The organism is Carboxylicivirga caseinilyticus (assembly GCF_050589785.1).
Taxonomy (GTDB): Bacteria; Bacteroidota; Bacteroidia; order Bacteroidales; family Marinilabiliaceae; genus Carboxylicivirga; species Carboxylicivirga caseinilyticus.
This window is the reverse complement of sequence record NZ_JBNGOX010000031.1, coordinates 40,471-59,404: the sequence shown is the minus strand read 5'-3', so window position 1 is coordinate 59,404 and position 18,934 is coordinate 40,471. Positions and strand designations below refer to the sequence as shown.

Sequence of the window (18,934 nt, the reverse complement as noted above, 5' to 3'; positions counted from 1 at the left end):
TGTAACAATATAAATTATGACGCAAACCGAATTATTGCAGTCAATTTGAAGTGTAATCTAAATGCTTATTTTGAACTTGAACTCATACATTTAATTGTCCGTTGCAAATAACAATAATTTGTATCTTCGTCATAGTATTAATCGAACCATAATCTGGTAATGGCAAGTGAATTTATAAGCAGACTGGAGCAGGAAATTCAAAATAATATTGAAAACGAAAATTTTGGCGTTTCAGAACTAGCTGACAAAGTTGGAATGAGTCGTTCTAATCTGCTTAGACGAATTCAAAAAGAAGAAGGATGTTCCGCAAGTCAGTTTATAAGAAGAATAAGGCTACAGGAAGCTGTTAAGTTATTAAAATCTAAAGAAAAAACAGTATCTGAAATTTCCTACCTGGTAGGATTCAACAGCACATCCTATTTTATTAAATGTTTTCGTGAGGAGTTTGGTTATCCACCAGGCGAATATGAGCAACACCAATCCAATCTTCTAACTACTACAGAAACAACTGTAAAGCAAAACATATTAAAAAAACTTATTCCATACATTACGGGATTACTGATTGTAATAACAATTTTTTCCATCTTAATTATCAGGCAATCAAATGAATCCAATAATAACAATGATAAAACCTTAGCTGTTTTACCATTTAAAAACGATAGTAGCGATTCAACAAACCTGTATCTCATCAATGGTATGATGGAAGCCATTCTTAATAATCTTCAATCCATAAAGGATGTAAAGGTTGTTAGTCGCACTTCAGTAGAAAAGTTTCGCAATTCAAATATGACTATTCCTGAAATTGCCAAAGTTCTGGGTGTAAAGTATGTAGTTGAAGGAAGTGGGCAAAAAATAAACGATCAGATATTATTAAGTGTACAGCTAATCGAAGCCAACCGAGATAAACATCTTTGGTCGGAACAATATAAAAGGCAGACAGCTGACATTTTCTCAATTCAAATGGAGATTGCCAAGAAAATAGCCGATGAAATAGAGGTTATTATCAGTCCGGAAGAAATAGAGCAGATTGAACTAAAACCTACCAATAACATGGAAGCCTATGATCTTTATTTAAAGGGGCTTCATTTTATGCATAACGAAAATATACCTGGATTAAAAAAAGGTATTAGCCTGATGAAACAAGCAGTAACGAAAGATACGGAATTTGCACTGGCATACTCAGTAATGGCAATTTCATACTACTATCTTGACATGTTTGAACCAGGTAAAACGTATGTAGACTCCCTGATTTATTTTGCCGATAAAGCTTTATTATTGAATCCTAAATTGGCAGTAGCTCTCAATGCCAAGGCACTTTATTATATTCGAAATGGCAATTACAAACAGGCTGTTGAATATCTTGAAAAAGCACTACAATACAATCCTAATTCAGCCACTGTAATTAATACCTTATCCGATTTATATACAAACCATCTACCGGATACGGAAAAATACCTTGAATATGCTTTAAAAGGTATCAGACTTGATATTGCATCCTACGATTCAACCACTGCGAGTTATATATATTTACATCTTAGCAACGCTCTCATTCAAACAGGCTTTGTGGATGAGGCCATTATATCGATTAATAAATCCCTTCGTTACAACCCTAACAACCTGTTCTCTGACTATGTTAAAGCTTATATTCTCTATGCTAAGAATAAAGATTTAAATAAAACTCAACAACTACTTTTTAATACGTTAATCAAAGACACAACCCGATTTGATATTATTCAGGAAATGGGAAATATATGCTATTACAATGAAAAATGGTCGGATGCTGCTGTTTACTTTGATAAATTTATTACCATTAGAAATTACCTTCAAACTCAATCGTATATTCATAAAAATGCCGAAATAGCATATGTTTACCGTAAATTAGGCCGATACATTGATGCTGAAAAGTTAATCATTGATTTTAAAGAATTCGCCGAAAAAGATCAATCAACTTATAAAAACCTTCATTGGTCGGCTTATTATGCCTACATGAACAATTTTGATAAGGCCATTAAGCATCTTCAACTTTTTGCTAAGGAAGAGAATATTCAAATATGGGTTCCTCTATTTACACCTATAGATCCAATGTTTGAACCAATTAAAGACACCACTGAATTTAAAGAGACAATGGCCCAAATTGAGAATAAATTCTGGCAAAATCATCAACGACTTAAGGCTAAACTTGAAAAAGAAGATTTATTCTCTATAATTAATTAGAAAATTATAAATCCTTTCTATTTATAAAACCAACAAAATAGAATGTTAATCAATCTCCCCCTTTAGCCGTTACATTAATGTATTTAATATTCTCACTATTAAAAATCTATTTCAGCTACCACACTTTATAACTTATTGAATAATTATACACTTATAGATTTTATTCCTTTTACAAATGATATTGACAGCTCAAACTGCCATTCAATTAAACCATCAAACTTACGAAACATTATTTATCATTAAATCTGGACTACTACATTCTTTAAATTTCGATAATATCAATCATTAGCTTCTGATAAACAACGCCTTAACACATCTAAAAAACGAAACAGCAATATGAATTTTAGAAGAATCAAAGTATATTTCTAGAACCTTTAATGTATGCAACACCCAATTTAATGTAACAAAATATGACTTTCATCATAATGAAAGCATACTTAAACATAAGAATGCATTCTTTTTGTATATCTTAGCAATATCTTTCCAGACAGGTTGTTTTCCCCTTGCCCCGTTCAATTTCTTTCCTTAAGAGCGGGGCTTTTTTAATTCCAGAAAGCTTCCTTACCAGGATAATGATATTTGATTTTGGCAATATCAGTTGGAAATAAAAAATAAACCACATCGGCACTACTACAAACTATATTATTCTGATTTAGTATTTCTACATAAATAACAGCTTGCTTCTCATTAGAAGACTTCACTTCTGCTTTTATCTTAACTTCTGAATTATTAGCAAATAAAGATCTGTGGTAATTAACTTCCATTTTTTGAGTAACACCAGCTGTATCCAATAAAGAATAGATCGTCCAGCTTGCTATTTCATCCATTATTGTTGCCTGTATTCCACCATGAACCACATTTTTATAACCTTCAAATCTTTTTTCAGGTTTCCAATTTGCATACACATATTTTCCATCAGAATAAAACTCCATTAACAGACCTTGTGTATTATTGGGAGAACAACCAAAACACTGGTAATCTTCACCTTTAGACTTCAAAAACGGATTAGATAGTTTTCTTATTTCAGACATTACACTTTACTCTTTAAACATTAAAACAATATTTACAGCTAGATTTCCAATACCAAACTTAGACTATCTTTTTAGATAATCCTATTATTGATACAACACGTTTATAATCTCTTAAAAAAATAGATTTGTTTTGGAGCCTCCTATTGTATAAACAAAAACGGATGGGCTAACCCATCCGTTTTAATTAGTTATGTTGACCTAATTTCTTTAAAAACCCTCTTACAGCTTCAACCGACTCTAATTTATAATTAGCGGCCGTTCGTTTTAGCCCCACCTTAATACTAATCGTATCATTTGGTAATTCGCGGAACATAAACTCGTCTGTCCAGTCATCTCCGATAGCAGTGATAAAATCAAAATGTTTATTTTTAATAAACTGCAGGGCTGCTATTCCTTTGTTGATTCCGCCATTTTTCACTTCAATAACCTTACTTCCTTCCATTATCTCTAGGTTAAGGTTACCAATCAGACCCAACAACTCATCTTTTAATTCATTCGCTCTAATTTCACTTTGCTCAGGTTCTGCTTTACGATAGTGCCACACTAAAGAATAGTTTTTCTCTTCAATAAAAGAACCCGGAGTTCGATCCACAAACCTTTCCAGAACAGGACGAATCATAGGCATCCAATCATTATTTACATTGGTAAGTGTTTCCCACTCTTCACCCAATTTTCGTAACCAAACACCGTGTTCACAAATTAAATTTATCGGCACATTTGCGAACCATTTTTCAAGTGTGTATCTGTCGCGACCACTTATAATTGTAACCGTATTTTTTTCATCAGCTATCAGCCTGTTCAGAATTTCGAATAACTCTTCATTAGGTTTAGCCTCCAGTGGATTTTTATGAAATCCAGTTAACGTTCCATCGTAATCCAGAAAGATAGCTCTGTTCTTTGCTTTAGCATATTTCTTATCAAGTTCTTGATATACTGTTTTCGAAATTTTCTTTGCCAAAAACTCTTTTTGAACTTCCTTTACCTTATTCAGGTCATTAACAAAATCACTGGCCCATTTAAACACCGAATACCTCTGAATTCGCTGTTGTAACAACTTCATTCGGTCTTTTTGTTCCGGCACGGGCATTGTTAATGCGCGATGTAAGGCATCTGCTATTTCATCTTCGTTGATTGGGTTAATGGTAATTGCTTCTCCCATTTCTTTACTAACTCCGGCCATTTCACTTAAAACAATACTACCGGTACCTGTTATCCGGGATGCAACATATTCTTTAGCAACCAGATTCATTCCATCTCTTAAAGGTGTAATCAGTGCAACATCACAAGAACTGTATAATTCAATTAAATTCTCGAAAGGTAATGATCGATAGAAATACCAAACAGGTACATAGTTAACCTTACCAAACTCACCATTTATATTTCCAACTAACTCATCAACTTCCTTTTTCAGAATCTGATATTCTTCTACATGTCCTCTGCTTGGAACAGCCAACATAATCATAGTGACTTTACCTCTAAACTCAGGGTATTTTCTTAAAAAAACACCAAAAGCTCTTAATCTTTGAGGTATTCCTTTAGAGTAATCTAAACGATCAATGGATAATATTAATCTCCTGTTCGGAGCCATTAGAAAATACTTCTCTAACTCTTTATGTAGATCTGATCGTTCATGAATACTTTTATGCATTACATCGGTTGCTGCATTCACAAATTTATCGTAATCGATACCCATTGGATAAGCATCAACTTTAATCACCCTGTCTTCCAGATTAATTTGGTTGAAATTTATTTCACAACCATATAAGCGACGAACAGAACTAATAAAGTGACGCTCATAATCATAAATATGGAAACCTAATAAATCAGCTCCCAGCATTCCTTTTAGTAATTCCATACGCCAAGGTAAAATTCTGAACACCTCGTATGAAGGGAAAGGTATATGTAAAAAGAAACCTACCGTGACACCGGGTTTAATTGATTTGATCATGTCCGGAACCAGCAATAACTGGTAATCATGAACCCAAACGGTATCACCTTCTTCACAAACTTCCAGAACTTTATCAGCAAAACGTTGATTAACTATTTTATATGTTTCCCAGTTTACCGGAGAATAATCAACATATTGAGTGAAATAGTGAAAAAGAGGCCAGATTGTTTTATTACTGAATCCTTCGTAATATTCAATAATTTCATTTTCACTAAGAGGAACCGTTACACAATTCTTTTCTCCAAGTAGGTTATCAATTTTCTTACTTTCACTTTCGTTAAGGTCATCTGAATTTAAGCCAGACCAACCAATCCATTTCCCTCCGTAATCTTTATAAACTGATTTCATTCCAGTGGCAAGTCCACCAACACTTTCAATCAGTTCAAATTCATCATTTTCTTTTTTAATACTATAAGGTAATCTATTGGCAACAATGTGTAATTTGGACATAAATTCTAATTATATTTTTAGTTTATCTACTAATTATTCATAAACAAATACTACGAAAAGTAGCAAAATACATAAAAATACCCTTTTTTCGCAGTACTGAAGCAAAATAAAGCTTACCATTTCATTAAACAACAAACAAACTCGATAATAGTTATTAGCCTATGAAAAATCTCAATTATGGAATAATTGGTAATTGCAGAAGTGCAGCATTGGTATCGGAAAAGGGCTCGATTGAGTGGTTATGCTTACCTCATTTTGCATCTCCATCTACATTTGCAAAAATATTAGATGAGAAAAAAGGGGGATCATTTGGATTGAAACCTGTTGGTGAATATTCTTCAGAACAGTTTTATCTGCCACGAACCAATATATTGGTTACCCGTTTTGTATGTGCAACCGGTGAATTTGAATTACATGATTTTATGCCTCGTTATCGAAACGAAAATGGCAAATATTATACTCCACCTGATGTTGTAAGATATATCAAACACATTAGAGGTGAAGTCGAAGTTACAGTAAATTTTAATCCACAGCTGGAGTATGCCGAATTTCCAACAAGCATAGAAATACACAAGGATTACATCAAAGCACATACTGTCGAAGGAGAATACGATTCCATTTATTTATATACTTCGTTAGATAAACAAAACGTTGTAGACTCCAGTAAAATAAAGATTAAGCAAAATGAGTTTTTTCTTTTGAGCTACAATCAAAAACTATTGGTTCAAACAACAGCTCGTTCATATTTAAAGCATCAACGGACCAAAGTATACTGGCTTAATTGGTCGGAAAGAACAACAACTTATAAGCAATACGAAAATGAAATTCTGAGGAGTGCATTAACACTTAAACTTCTAAACTATCAAAAATCAGGTGCCATACTTGCAGCATTAACCACCTCTCTTCCTGAAACAATTGGTGAGGTGCGTAATTGGGATTATCGCTTTTGCTGGATCAGGGATGCTTCCATGGTTGTAAACATTATGACACAATTGGGACATACCCGTATTGTAGAGCGTTACCTTGATTTTATTGTAAATCTGATGCCAGATAAAGGAGAAAAAATGCAGATCATGTATGGAATTCATGGTGAAAAACAATTACATGAAATGGAACTTTCTCATTTGGATGGATATGAAGGAAGTAAACCAGTTCGAATAGGAAATGCAGCATATGTTCAGAAGCAAAATGATATTTATGGTATTTTGATGGATGTAATCTTACAATATTTCAAATTGTACCCAATAACTCTTGAACGAAGTGAGGACCTTTGGACCATAGTAAGAAATATTGCAACCATTGTAAAAGATAACTGGCAAGAACCGGACAAAGGAATCTGGGAAATAAGAAGTGAAGGTAAGCACTTTACTTTTAGTAAGGTTCTTTGTTGGGTAGCAATTGATCGTGCAGAAAAAATAGCCCGTTTACTGAAATGTGACGGATATGCCAATGAATGGAAAATTCTGAAAGAGGAAATCCAAATTGACATCCATAATAATGCTTGGTCAGAGAAAAAACAAGCCTTTACGCAAGCCTATGGTAGTGACGACCTGGATGCTTCAGTTCTTTTAATGGAAAGTTATGATTTTATTCATGCCAGCAGTGATAAGTATCAAAAAACCGTATTAGCTATTCAAAAAGATCTTGAATATAAAGGATTGATGTTTAGATATAAGAACGAAGATGATTTTGGTGAGCCTCAGTCTGCATTCACCATATGTTCATTCTGGTTGATTAAAAGTTTGTACAAGATCGGATTAAAAGATGAGGCAAAACGTAAATTCGATGAACTTTTAAAATCGGGTAACCACCTTGGCTTATTTAGTGAAGATCTTGACTTTAATACTCGCCGAATGTTAGGGAATTTCCCTCAGGCATATTCCCATCTGGCAATTATTGAAACAGCAATCATTTTAACCGGAGAACAAATAACAAAAGAAGAACAGATTCTGTATACTATCAAACATTAAAAAAGCCCCGAAAGGGGCTTTTCTTTTTAAAACAACTTATTTTTTATTCTGCGCTTGCAGGAGTATTGCCTCTCATAGCCAAAATATCTCTATCAAACATATACAAACTATGATCGCCCAATATTCTTAATTTATCATTAATGGCAGCAACAGAAGCTTCTTCTTCTATTTGCTCATTAACAAACCATTGCATCCATGTTTGTGTTGTATAATCTTTTTCTTCCACACATACTGCAATGATATCGTTTATTAATTGAGTTACATATTGCTCGTGCTCAAGAGTTTTAGCAAAAACTTCCTTCATATCCTTATAATCATATGGAGGTTGTTCAATTGAAGGAATTACAGATTTCCCTCCTCTTTCATTAACATATTTGATGAATTTTAGCATGTGTAAGCGTTCTTCATCAGCTTGAGCATAAAACCATTTAGCGGTTCCTTCAAATCCATTCGTATCAGCCCATACAGCCATGGCAAGGTAAAAATTTGAAGAGTATGCTTCTTTCTCAATTTGTTTTACCAGAGCTTCTTCAACGTTCTTATTCAGCATATCAGTTAAAATTTTGTCAGATTAATAATCCAAATATATACAATTAATAACCATTGAATTGCAGAGTGGTTGTGCTGTTTCGTTATTTATACTCATTCCACACAAATGATTTTTTAGTCTTCTCAATTGAACATTTAACGGACTTTCATAGTTAAGGACTTTTGAATCTTTATTTACATTATAGAACAAAAACGTGTTTAATTTTTTATATAGCAGAGCAATTATGCTCGATAAGAAACCCTTATTTCTATTATGATTAAAAAAGTATTAGTAGCCAACCGTGGAGAAATAGCGGTTAGAGTTATGAGGTCCTGTCGTGAGATGGGAATCTTATCAGTCGCTGTCTTCTCCGAGGCAGATCGTAAGGCAATGCACGTTAGGTATGCAGATGAAGCATATTGCGTTGGCCCGGCCAGTTCGGCAGAAAGCTATCTTAATATAGATAAAATCATTGAAGTAGCTAAAATAGCAAAAGCAGATGCCATTCATCCTGGATATGGATTTTTATCAGAAAATGCAACGTTTGCTGACAAGGTAAGTAAGGCTGGGATAATTTTTATTGGTCCGTCAATCCATGCCATAAATACAATGGGTGATAAACTCACTGCCCGCGAACTGATGATAAAATCAGGCGTTCCTGTTGTTCCTGGCACCGAAGAGAATATAACTGACAATACGCGTTTAAAGGAAATAGCCAATCAGATTGGATATCCGGTAATGATAAAAGCAAGCGCCGGAGGTGGTGGTAAAGGAATGAGGCTGGTAAGAGAAGAGAAAGATGTTATTTCGGCTTATGAGATGGCTAAATCAGAAGCCCGATCTGCATTTGGTAACGACGCTGTTTATATTGAAAAATATGTAGAAGGTCCTCACCATATTGAATTTCAGATAATGGCTGACCAACATGGCAACTACGTTCATTTATTCGAACGCGAATGTTCTGTTCAAAGACGTCACCAAAAGGTAGTGGAAGAAACACCTTCCCCATTAATGACACCAAAACTTCGTGAAGAAATGGGTAAAAGAGCCATTGATGCAGCCAAATCGGTTAACTACGTTGGTGCCGGAACGGTAGAATTTCTGGTTGATAACAATCTAAATTTTTATTTTCTTGAGATGAATACCCGTTTACAGGTTGAGCATCCCATTACAGAACGTGTTACCGGTATCGACCTTGTTAAAGCACAGATTAACGTCGCCAATGGATTGCCACTACCTTTTAAACAAGAAGATTTAAGACAGAATGGGCATGCTATCGAGTGCCGTATTTATGCCGAGGATCATAAGAATAATTTTATGCCAAGTCCGGGTGTGGTAAAAAGTATTTCTGAACCTCTTGGATTGGGTATTAGAACGGATGGTTATGTATATGAAGGTTATGAAATACCATTTCATTATGATCCGATGATCTCTAAGTTGATCTCGTGGGCACCTACCCGGAGTGAAGCAATCGAACGCATGAAACGGGCCCTTTATGAGTACAAAATAACCGGTGTAAAAACATCTATTCCATTTGTATCGAAGATTATGGAGGCCAAAGATTTTGTTGATGGTAACTACGATACTCATTTTATTGAAAAAAATATGGACTTTCTGATGACTGATGATGATTGTTCAGACTATTGTGAAGACATTGCCCTTTTAGTTGCATATCTCGACTACACAGAGAAAATGAAGTTAGATGGTGAACATACACTGGATACAACACATAAAACTTCACAATGGAAAGAATTTGGTCGAAGAAAAAATGTTATCAGACTTTAAAAACAACCAACGATGCCATTAGAACTTAAAATAGATACCAGAGTTGCCAAGATTCATGTATTAGAACATGTTGGCTCTAATTATAAAGTTGAGATTGACGGTCGTATTTATGATTTAGACATCGAAAAAGTAGAATCAGATACCTACTCAATTCTGCTAAACGGCAAATCAATCAACATGGAAATGATTGAAGGTGATGAACCCAGTCAGTATAAAGTAAATACCCTTAACAACTATTACGAAATAGAAGTTGTTGATGCTGTGGCCCGATATCGTGCCAAAGCCAAAAGCCATATGGAAACAGGCAGTAATATCATCTCCACTCCTATGCCTGGCAAGATTGTTAAAATACCAGTTCAGGAGGGTGATATTGTAGAAAAAGGTCAGACCGTTATTATTGTTTCTGCAATGAAGATGGAAAGTGAATACAAGAGTGCCTCTGATGGTATAGTAAAATCTATTCATGTAAAAGTAGGTGATGCAGTAGAAGGACATCAGCCACTAATCGAAATTGAAGCTCAGTAAATCCAGGTAAATTAGAAACAATGCAAAATTTAGACGAAAAATATAAGAAGTTTGAAGAACGTAACCGTGAAGCAGAAGCTGGCGGTGGCGAAAGCAGAATAGCCAAACATCATGATGCAGGTAAACTAACAGCACGTGAACGCATCAATCTTTTTCTTGATCCGGGTACATTTGTTGAGTTGGATAAATTGGTTACACACCGTTGTAACAACTTTGGGATGGAAAAAACAAAATTCCCGGGTGATGGGTTTATTACTGGTTACGGTAAGGTAGATGGCCGTTTGGTTTATGTTTTTGCCCAGGACTTTACCGTTTTTGGCGGTTCTTTGAGTAGAACAAATGCTGATAAAATCATAAAAATATCGAAACTGGCTCTTAAAATGGGAGCTCCATTAATTGGGTTAAACGATTCAGGAGGAGCGCGTATCCAAGAAGGAGTTCAAAGTTTAGCAGGTTATGGTGATATCTTCTTTTTGAATGTAAAATCATCCGGTGTTATACCTCAGATTTCTGCTATCATGGGTCCTTGTGCCGGTGGTGCCGTATACTCTCCTGCCCTTACTGACTTTATTTTTATGGTCAAAGATTCGAGTTACATGTTTGTGACCGGACCAGAAGTTATTAAAACGGTAACACACGAAGAAGTAACCAAAGAAGAATTAGGTGGTGCAATGACACACAACTCAAAAAGTGGTGTGGCGCATTTTGTTGGAGATGATGACGAACACACATTAATGATGATTCGTGAATTATTGAGCTTTTTGCCTTCCAATAATATGGAAGATCCACCTATAGTTAAATCAACAGACGATATACATCGCGAAACGGAAGAACTGCAATCACTTATTCCGGCAGACCCGAATAAGCCATATGATATGCATGATTTGCTTAGTAAGGTGGTGGACAATCAACATTTCTTTGAGGTAATGCCTCATTACGCTCAAAACATCATCACGGGTTTCGGACGAATGGATGGTAAAACAGTTGGTATCGTAGCCAATCAACCAAATTACCTTGCCGGTGTTCTGGATATTGATTCATCAGCAAAAGGTGCGCGCTTTGTGCGTTTTTGTGATGCATTCAACATCCCATTGGTAACTTTCGTAGATGTACCAGGATTCTTACCAGGCACCGTACAGGAATATGGAGGAATTATCAAACACGGTGCTAAATTACTTTATGCTTATGCTGAGGCCACTGTACCTAAAATAACTGTGATTACCCGTAAAGCATATGGTGGTGCATACGATGTGATGGCTTCAAAACATTTGGCAGCTGACATCAACATGGCTTATCCAACAGCAGAAATTGCTGTAATGGGTCCTGAAGGTGCAGTAAATATTATCTTCAGAGGTGACACTGATGAAGAATCGAAAGCAAAACGTGTGGATGATTATCGTGAGAATTTTGCTAATCCATACCGGGCTGCTGAACTGGGTTACATCGATGAGATTATCTATCCGAAAGAAACCCGATTTAAGTTGATACAGGCATTGGAAATGACTGCCAATAAAAGTGAGTCGAATCCACCTAAAAAACATGGAAATATACCATTATAACAGATAAAGAGCAAGGTTCGCCTTGCTCTCTTTTTTTATATTAAAATTCCTTCCCTAACCAATTCCACCGGTTGCCACTCTCCATTAATCAATTCGTAAACGGTATTGATTCCTTTTGAAAGTAACATCTTTGCTACATCTTCAAAACCCAATGTCAGAAATTTTGTAAGATGCGCATCACTATTGATGGTTATGGGTATATTATTTTCCTTAATAAATTGAAAATGTTCCTCTCCAGGGAATAGATGGTTACTTCGTTTAAAGGCTTTTGTATTGATTTCAACCACAACATTTTTTTCCTTAGCCAATTTTAACGTCTGATATACCTGATCGAGATACCACTGTTCGTTTTCATCAAACAAATTAAAATCAGCGTTATGCATTTTAATCTTATCCATATGACCAAGAATGTCAGGAGTATGATTCTGCAACATTTCATTTTGAAGAGCATAAAATTCCACAGCTAACTTTTTAAAATCAGAATGAAATATCTCTTCAAAGCCAACTTTAAATTCAGGTGCCGGACCATCTATTTCCCAATGTGTACCATCATCAAAACAACTGACATAATGCACAGAACCAATTGTATAATCAAGATCCAGTTTATTAATTCCTACATGCGTTGGAGATAATAATCCGGGTATATAATCTACCTCCAATGATTTATATACACTTATCTTATCCTTATATTTAACTTTTAAATAATCAATCTCACTACAATACTGCTCTATTTTATCCGCAGGCATATTCCACACCGAATGAAAAGGCACCGGAGCATGTGATGAAATACCAATACAAGCCATATTCAACTCAATGGCTTTTAATACATATTCCTCAATCTCCCCATGCCCATCACAATACTTACTATGCCCGTGGTAATTCGTCCATCTCATATAATCAATCTAATCGGTTATCATTCTTCAAATAGAATTTACGTTGAAAAAATATAAATTATCATTCAATTATGGTAGAAAAACAAACACTTTTATTGTCAGATTTTAAATGAAACTTCCAAACATTCTTTCCAACAAATATTAATTGAAATGTTTTTTTGAAACATTAGGTATAGAAAGCTGATCATTTGAATGGTTTGTGTAAATTTGCACCTCGAAAAATTAAGACCATGGGATTTAAGGAAGAGATTAAAAGAAGGAGAACCTTTGCGATCATAAGTCACCCTGATGCTGGTAAAACAACATTAACTGAAAAACTTTTGCTTTTTGGAGGCGCTATTCACGTTGCCGGTGCTGTAAAATCGAACAAGATTAAAAAAACAGCAACCTCCGATTTTATGGAAATTGAAAAGCAAAGAGGTATCTCTGTTGCTACCTCTGTTATGGGATTTGAATATGATGGTTATAAAGTAAACATTCTTGACACCCCTGGTCACCAGGATTTTGCTGAAGACACCTTCCGAACTCTTACAGCTGTTGACAGTGTAATTATTGCGGTTGATGCTGCTAAAGGAGTTGAAGCACAAACCCGTAAGCTGATGGAAGTTTGTAGGATGCGTAACACTCCGGTTATCGTTTTCATCAACAAAATGGACCGTCCAAGTAAAGATCCTTTCGATTTGCTGGATGAAGTTGAAGAAGAATTAAAGATTAATGTGCGTCCGTTAAGCTGGCCAATTGGAAACGGACCTCAGTTTAAAGGTGTATACAATCTTTTTGAGAAAAGTTTATATCTTTTTGATCCTGGAAAACAAGTTATTGAAGAAGGTGTTTCCATCTCGGATATCTACGATAATCAAATAGATAAATCAATTGGAGAAAGCTCTTCGAAAATGTTACGTGAAGAACTTGAATTAGTTGAAGGTGTCTATCCTGAATTTGATTTGGAATCATATCGCGATGCCTCCGTTGCCCCTGTTTTTTTTGGTAGTGCTTTGAATAATTTTGGTGTTCGTGAATTATTGCATTGCTTTTTGAAAATTGCTCCCAGTCCTCAGCCATCGCAAGCAGAAGAAAGAATGGTTCAGGCTGACGAAGATAAATTCTCAGGTTTTGTTTTTAAGATTCATGCCAATATGGATCCTAATCACCGTAACCGTTTAGCCTTCCTTAAAATATGTTCGGGTAAATTCGAAAGAAACACCAACTATTATCATGTAGGGTTGGGTAAGAATATGAAATTTTCGAGTCCAACTGCATTTATGGCGGATAAAAAATCAATTATTGATGAAGCTTATCCGGGCGATATTGTCGGTATTCCAGATACAGGTAACTTCAAAATTGGAGATACTGTAACGCAAGGTGAAAAATTGCATTATAAAGGACTGCCTAGTTTCTCACCAGAGTTGTTCAGATATATCGAAAATGCTGACCCAATGAAGTCAAAACAGTTAGCCAAAGGTATCGATCAGCTAATGGACGAAGGTGTAGCTCAGTTGTTTACCAGTCAGTTTAATGGTCGTAAAGTTATTGGAACCGTAGGTGCTCTGCAATTTGAAGTAATTCAATACAGATTATTACACGAGTATAGTGCGGCCTGTCGATACGAACCGATTAACCTATATAAAGCCTGTTGGTTAAAAAGTAATAACAAAGAACAGTTGGAAGATTTCAAAAAAAGAAAGCTTCAATACATGGCTAAAGATAAATATGGAAGAGATGTTTTTATGGCTGATTCGTCTTATATGCTTCAACTGGCGCAAGAAAATTTTAAGGACATAGAATTCCATTTTACATCAGAATTTTAATTAGGCCTTTATTTCCTTACAGGAATGGTTTATATTTGAGGTAGCCAAAAACCCAACACTATGCAATCAAAGCCACTAAAAATAACAGACAATCTATTCTCAAAGAAACTTAATGAAGGTAGTTTTTTTGAAAAAGAGATTAAGGTTTCAGACAAAGATTTAGCCACAAAGTTGGGCACCGCTCATATTGAGCTTGTGTCTACATCTTCACTTATTGCCTATTTAGAGCAATGCTGTGCAGAAATGACAGATGAGTATCTTCTTGATGGTTTGGTAACTGTTAGTGCCGAAGTAAACTTTAAACATCTTCATCCGGTTAAAACAGGCGAAACCATTTATTGCAGAAGCATCCTCAAATTTATAGATACCAATAAGCTTTTTTTTGATATTGTCGTTACTAATTCAAAAGAAATATCAATTGGTATTGGTGCGCATGAAAGATATATTGTTGACCGAAAGAGTTTTCTAGGAGAAGTTAAGTAAAACAATACCCAATCAACTAATTATTAATGCTATTTTCTGACAGTACATTCTACACATATGTAGCCATTCCATTACTTATTTTTGTGGCCCGTGTCGCTGATGTTACCATCGGTACCATTCGCATAGTATTTGTTTCAAAAGGAATGAAATTATGGGCTCCGGTTCTTGGATTTTTTGAAATCCTGATCTGGTTAATGGCAATGAGTAAAATCTTCGAAAATCTTGATAACTGGCTCTATTTTATTGCCTATGCCGGTGGATTTGCCATGGGTAATTTTGTAGGTTTGAAAATTGAAGAACGTCTGGCACTGGGTTATATCAATATTCGAATCATCACTCAGAAGTCGGGTAGCGAACTAATGGATAAATTAACATCAGCAGGGTATGGTATTACTTATATGGACGCAGAAGGTAGTCGTGGTCCAGTTCATGTTATTTATTGCATTGCCAAACGAAAAGAAATCGTAAAAATTACCGATATTATTAAACAATACAATCCTAAAGCCTTCTTCACCCTCGAAGATATTCGATTTGCCAATTCAGGTGTATTTCCGATTAAATCAGTTGTAAAACGCAACCCAATTCCATTAAGAAAAGCAAAATAAAGTTGTATAGATTATTATTAACAAAAAGGCAATTTTTTACCACATAAAGAATCAGATCTTGACATGGTACTCTAATAAGTTATTAATTTCTTATACTTCTTTTGCCGTAAATAATTGCCAATAATAACTCTTGTATCACGGTTGTCGTCATACCGGATTATATGCTCTTTAAATTCTGCAGGATTCGAAACCGCAGTATCTTCATAAATATATCCATAACCAAGATATTTTCCATTTTCAATGATAATTACTCCAATTTCATCTGGTGTACGACCTTTATCTATAATAACTACATTATTATGTCCATAAGATAAACGGGAGATTAATTGCAATACCCTGGAGTTATATTGTTCTGGCAATTCCTCTCCCACACAAGCTCCCTTACATGTTTTTAACTGATACTGAAAACAACCATTTTGTCCTTCATACAACCCACAAAGTTGCTGGCAAAGTTCGTATTCATCAATCCACTTAAACAGTTGCTCACGTCCTTCTTTCATGCTTTCAAAAGTACAATCAGGGATATCGACACCTGTATTCGGTTTTAATATAAATCTTAAGTAACCCTTTCTATCCTGATAATGATATAAGCCCATTTGGTTTCGGGCTCGACGCTGAGCTCTATTATATCTCGGCTTTTCTTCCTTTATCTCTTGCGATTCTTTCAAAAGTGCAATCAATTCACTACCTGTTAAATGAAAACTAATATCAGCCGTTTTCATTTTCATCTCAATCCCTTTCTTTGTCTTGGGATTGCCCATATGAGTGATAATTCGATTACGAATCTTGGTACTTTTTCCAATATATATCAAGTCTCCCAACTCGTCATGTAAATAATAAACACCCGTTTCGTTAGGTAGCGATTTTATAATATCAATGGTTAAATTTGGATGTAAACCATCTGCAGAAAATGCAGTATAAGGATCATCAGCATTAATTAATCCATTGTTTTTCTCCAGTAATAATTCAAATAACTTAACGGTTGCCAATGCATCACCAGCTGCCCTATGCCGTGCAGCAATAGAAATACCTAAATCATCACATAAATTACCTAAACTATACGAATTATGGCCAGGCAGGAATTTTCTTGATAACTTAACGGTACACATGGATGGCATATCGAAATTGTAACCCAGACTTTTAAACTCGTGTTTAATAAAGTTATAGTCGAATCCCACATTATGAGCTATAAAAACAGCATCCTTGCAAATATTAACGATATCCTTGGCCAGAGCATAAAACGGAGGAGCCGACTCAACCATTTCATTGGTAATACCAGTTAAAGATGAAATAAAAGGAGGAATTAAACATTCCGGATTAACCAGGCTAATAAACTCATCAACAATCTTTTCTCCATCATGCCGGTAAATTGCTATTTCGGTAATTTTACCGTTATTCATATTTCCACCGGTTGTTTCAATATCTACGATGACGTACATTCGTTTTTCCTTCTATTTTTTACTATCGAAATATAAAGGTAAAATTAATAAATTAAGCTTCAATCACTAAGGTCTAAATTCTACTAAAACCCTTTATTTTTCTTGGTTTTGACACTTTTGATAGCTATATTTGTAATACGATCTTTGATACAAAATTTACCGCATCAGTCGTTTTGATTGTTAAACTCAACGCTATCAGAACACCGAGTGACGCTATGCTTTCAAAGGGCGGGCCTCGCCTACGGGATGCTCTTCGGGGCACGGAGGATTACCGATGATTGTATGCACTCAAATCCTGTTTACAGGAGTTTAAATTAATCCCGGTTGATGTGGTTCCCAATAAAAAAGCGACAGTTCGATGAATTGTCGCTTTTTCTTTTTATAAATCCTTGATTAGAATATTTTCAGGACTGTCTACCAGTTTCCTATTAAAGTCATCCAGTATATTTTGTAATCTGCTTAGACTTTTTGTTTCTTCAAAATGAAGATCCCTGCTTCCTCTGGCTTCGATCATATGCAGTATTCTCATTACTGTTAATTTATTGATATCAAAAGCAGGTTGATATACAGTTTCTTTGGTATCATCAACCGCAATTTCAGAAAAAACCCTGCTATCAACCAATTCAAAAAGTACTTCATTGATAAGTCTGATAGGTAAACGAAGCTCAACAGATAAAAGCACGTTAGATGGGGCACTCTCTCCTTTTTCGAACCGTTTTACAACATCAGCCACCACCATAAGTGTTATTAATCTTTTGTATTCGTAACTAACTCTTCTTGTATCAGCATCGAATTCAAATGTATTGGCATTCTGATAGGCAAAAGACATTTCGGCTCCCAATAAAACGATTAACCAACTGGCCTGCAACCAAAATAAAAATAAAGGTAACGCAGCAAAACTACCATAAATGGCATTATAACTGGTTACTATACTCTGAAAATGAATATATCCAAACTGCAGAAGTTGAAACAAGGTTCCTGATATGATCCCCCCAAATAAGGCAGAACGAAACTTCACTCTTGTATTGGGCATTATATGATGCAAAAAGGTGAAAACAATCCAGATTAACACATAAGATAACAATAGCATCATTTTAGGACCTACCATGCTTTCATAACCATAACTTTTGAGCTGTTTGGTTACAAAAACAATCATACCACTACTCGATATCATTAATAAGATACCTACCAGCATTAATGAAATATAATCACTGAATTTTCGGATAAAACTTCTGGCATGTTTCACTTCCCATATATCATTAAAGGAGTTTTCGATATTGCCAAAAACCTTCATAATTGACCAAAATAACACTACCAGTCCAATTCCGGCAATCTCACCACCAGGTGTCTTTTCAAGATAATTAAGGGCGAAATCTGTAACAAATTTCAACACCTCTTCCTGTCCTTCCAGTTTATTAGCTAATAAATCCCTGACTCTTTCATCAAAGCCAAAACCTTTTGCAATTCCAAATACCATTGCGGCTACAGGAACAACTGATAATAAAGAATAGAACGTTAATGCAGAAGCTTTTTGCTGACAATTATCGTTGATAAAGCCTTTAATGGCTAAATATAAAATTCTGGCAGTACGAATAAGAAAAAACTGTCTTTTGGTTGTATCATCGGCTCTTACACGCCAAATTTCCTCACTGAGATAATGAATTATTTTCGACAGTAAATTTTTCATTAGAGATG

At 35.1% G+C, this 18,934-nt stretch carries 14 protein-coding genes; 8 read left to right on the top strand and 6 right to left on the bottom strand.

What is annotated here, in order from left to right:
* Positions 1-159: 159 nt before the first annotated feature.
* Positions 160-2,214, top strand: a complete 2,055-nt coding sequence (locus tag ACRD62_RS15380; RefSeq protein WP_430820998.1) for a helix-turn-helix domain-containing protein — start codon at positions 160-162, stop codon at positions 2,212-2,214.
* Positions 2,215-2,756: 542 nt separating this feature from the next.
* Here ACRD62_RS15380 and ACRD62_RS15375 read toward each other — a convergent pair.
* Positions 2,757-3,245 (bottom strand): PaaI family thioesterase, encoded by a 489-nt coding sequence (locus ACRD62_RS15375; protein ID WP_430820997.1) that lies wholly within the window; start codon positions 3,243-3,245, stop codon positions 2,757-2,759.
* 184 nt (positions 3,246-3,429) lie between these two features.
* The gene (locus ACRD62_RS15370; protein ID WP_430820996.1) at positions 3,430-5,643 is read right to left on the bottom strand and encodes a bifunctional alpha,alpha-trehalose-phosphate synthase (UDP-forming)/trehalose-phosphatase; all 2,214 of its coding nucleotides are present in this window, start codon (positions 5,641-5,643) and stop codon (positions 3,430-3,432) included.
* A 161-nt stretch (positions 5,644-5,804) separates the two neighbouring features.
* Here ACRD62_RS15370 and ACRD62_RS15365 point away from each other — a divergent pair, with 161 nt between their 5' ends.
* Entirely contained in the window at positions 5,805-7,613 is a 1,809-nt protein-coding gene (locus tag ACRD62_RS15365) for a glycoside hydrolase family 15 protein (RefSeq protein WP_430820995.1), read from the top strand.
* A gap of 43 nt (positions 7,614-7,656) precedes the next feature.
* Here ACRD62_RS15365 and ACRD62_RS15360 read toward each other — a convergent pair whose 3' ends face one another.
* Positions 7,657-8,163, bottom strand: a complete 507-nt coding sequence (locus tag ACRD62_RS15360; RefSeq protein WP_430820994.1) for a ferritin — start codon at positions 8,161-8,163, stop codon at positions 7,657-7,659.
* Positions 8,164-8,415: 252 nt separating this feature from the next.
* Between ACRD62_RS15360 and accC the strand changes: the two genes are divergently transcribed.
* Genes accC through ACRD62_RS15345 form a run of 3 tightly spaced genes read left to right on the top strand, consistent with a single transcriptional unit; the run spans position 8,416 to position 12,011 of the window.
* The gene (accC, locus tag ACRD62_RS15355; protein ID WP_430820993.1) at positions 8,416-9,927 is read left to right on the top strand and encodes an acetyl-CoA carboxylase biotin carboxylase subunit; all 1,512 of its coding nucleotides are present in this window, start codon (positions 8,416-8,418) and stop codon (positions 9,925-9,927) included.
* 12 nt (positions 9,928-9,939) lie between these two features.
* Positions 9,940-10,452 carry a biotin/lipoyl-containing protein gene (locus ACRD62_RS15350; RefSeq protein ID WP_430820992.1) on the top strand — a complete coding sequence of 171 codons (513 nt, stop codon included), beginning with the start codon at positions 9,940-9,942 and terminating at the stop codon, positions 10,450-10,452.
* 20 nt (positions 10,453-10,472) lie between these two features.
* Positions 10,473-12,011 carry an acyl-CoA carboxylase subunit beta gene (locus tag ACRD62_RS15345; RefSeq protein WP_430820991.1) on the top strand — a complete coding sequence of 513 codons (1,539 nt, stop codon included), beginning with the start codon at positions 10,473-10,475 and terminating at the stop codon, positions 12,009-12,011.
* 35 nt (positions 12,012-12,046) lie between these two features.
* Here the strand turns inward: ACRD62_RS15345 and ACRD62_RS15340 are convergent, their stop codons facing one another.
* Positions 12,047-12,904 (bottom strand): histidinol-phosphatase, encoded by an 858-nt coding sequence (locus ACRD62_RS15340; protein ID WP_430820990.1) that lies wholly within the window; start codon positions 12,902-12,904, stop codon positions 12,047-12,049.
* Between the two features lie 230 nt (positions 12,905-13,134).
* On the opposite strand from ACRD62_RS15340, the gene ACRD62_RS15335 reads away from it, so the two are divergent.
* The 3 genes from ACRD62_RS15335 to ACRD62_RS15325 are packed head-to-tail and all read left to right on the top strand — an operon-like array spanning position 13,135 to position 15,800.
* Positions 13,135-14,712, top strand: a complete 1,578-nt coding sequence (locus ACRD62_RS15335; RefSeq protein WP_430820989.1) for a peptide chain release factor 3 — start codon at positions 13,135-13,137, stop codon at positions 14,710-14,712.
* Between the two features lie 60 nt (positions 14,713-14,772).
* A complete protein-coding gene (locus ACRD62_RS15330) occupies positions 14,773-15,195 on the top strand; it encodes a thioesterase family protein (RefSeq protein ID WP_430820988.1) in 423 nt (140 codons plus the stop codon).
* 26 nt (positions 15,196-15,221) lie between these two features.
* Positions 15,222-15,800 carry a DUF2179 domain-containing protein gene (locus ACRD62_RS15325; RefSeq protein WP_430820987.1) on the top strand — a complete coding sequence of 193 codons (579 nt, stop codon included), beginning with the start codon at positions 15,222-15,224 and terminating at the stop codon, positions 15,798-15,800.
* Positions 15,801-15,871: 71 nt separating this feature from the next.
* Here ACRD62_RS15325 and ACRD62_RS15320 read toward each other — a convergent pair whose 3' ends face one another.
* Together ACRD62_RS15320 and ACRD62_RS15315 are read right to left on the bottom strand one after the other, a co-directional pair.
* Complete coding sequence (locus ACRD62_RS15320; RefSeq protein ID WP_430820986.1) at positions 15,872-17,239, bottom strand: 3'-5' exonuclease family protein; 1,368 nt, start codon at positions 17,237-17,239, stop codon at positions 15,872-15,874.
* 379 nt (positions 17,240-17,618) lie between these two features.
* On the bottom strand, positions 17,619-18,926 hold the full coding sequence (locus tag ACRD62_RS15315; protein ID WP_430820985.1) for a YihY/virulence factor BrkB family protein: 1,308 nt from the start codon (positions 18,924-18,926) through the stop codon (positions 17,619-17,621).
* Positions 18,927-18,934 lie beyond the last annotated feature (8 nt).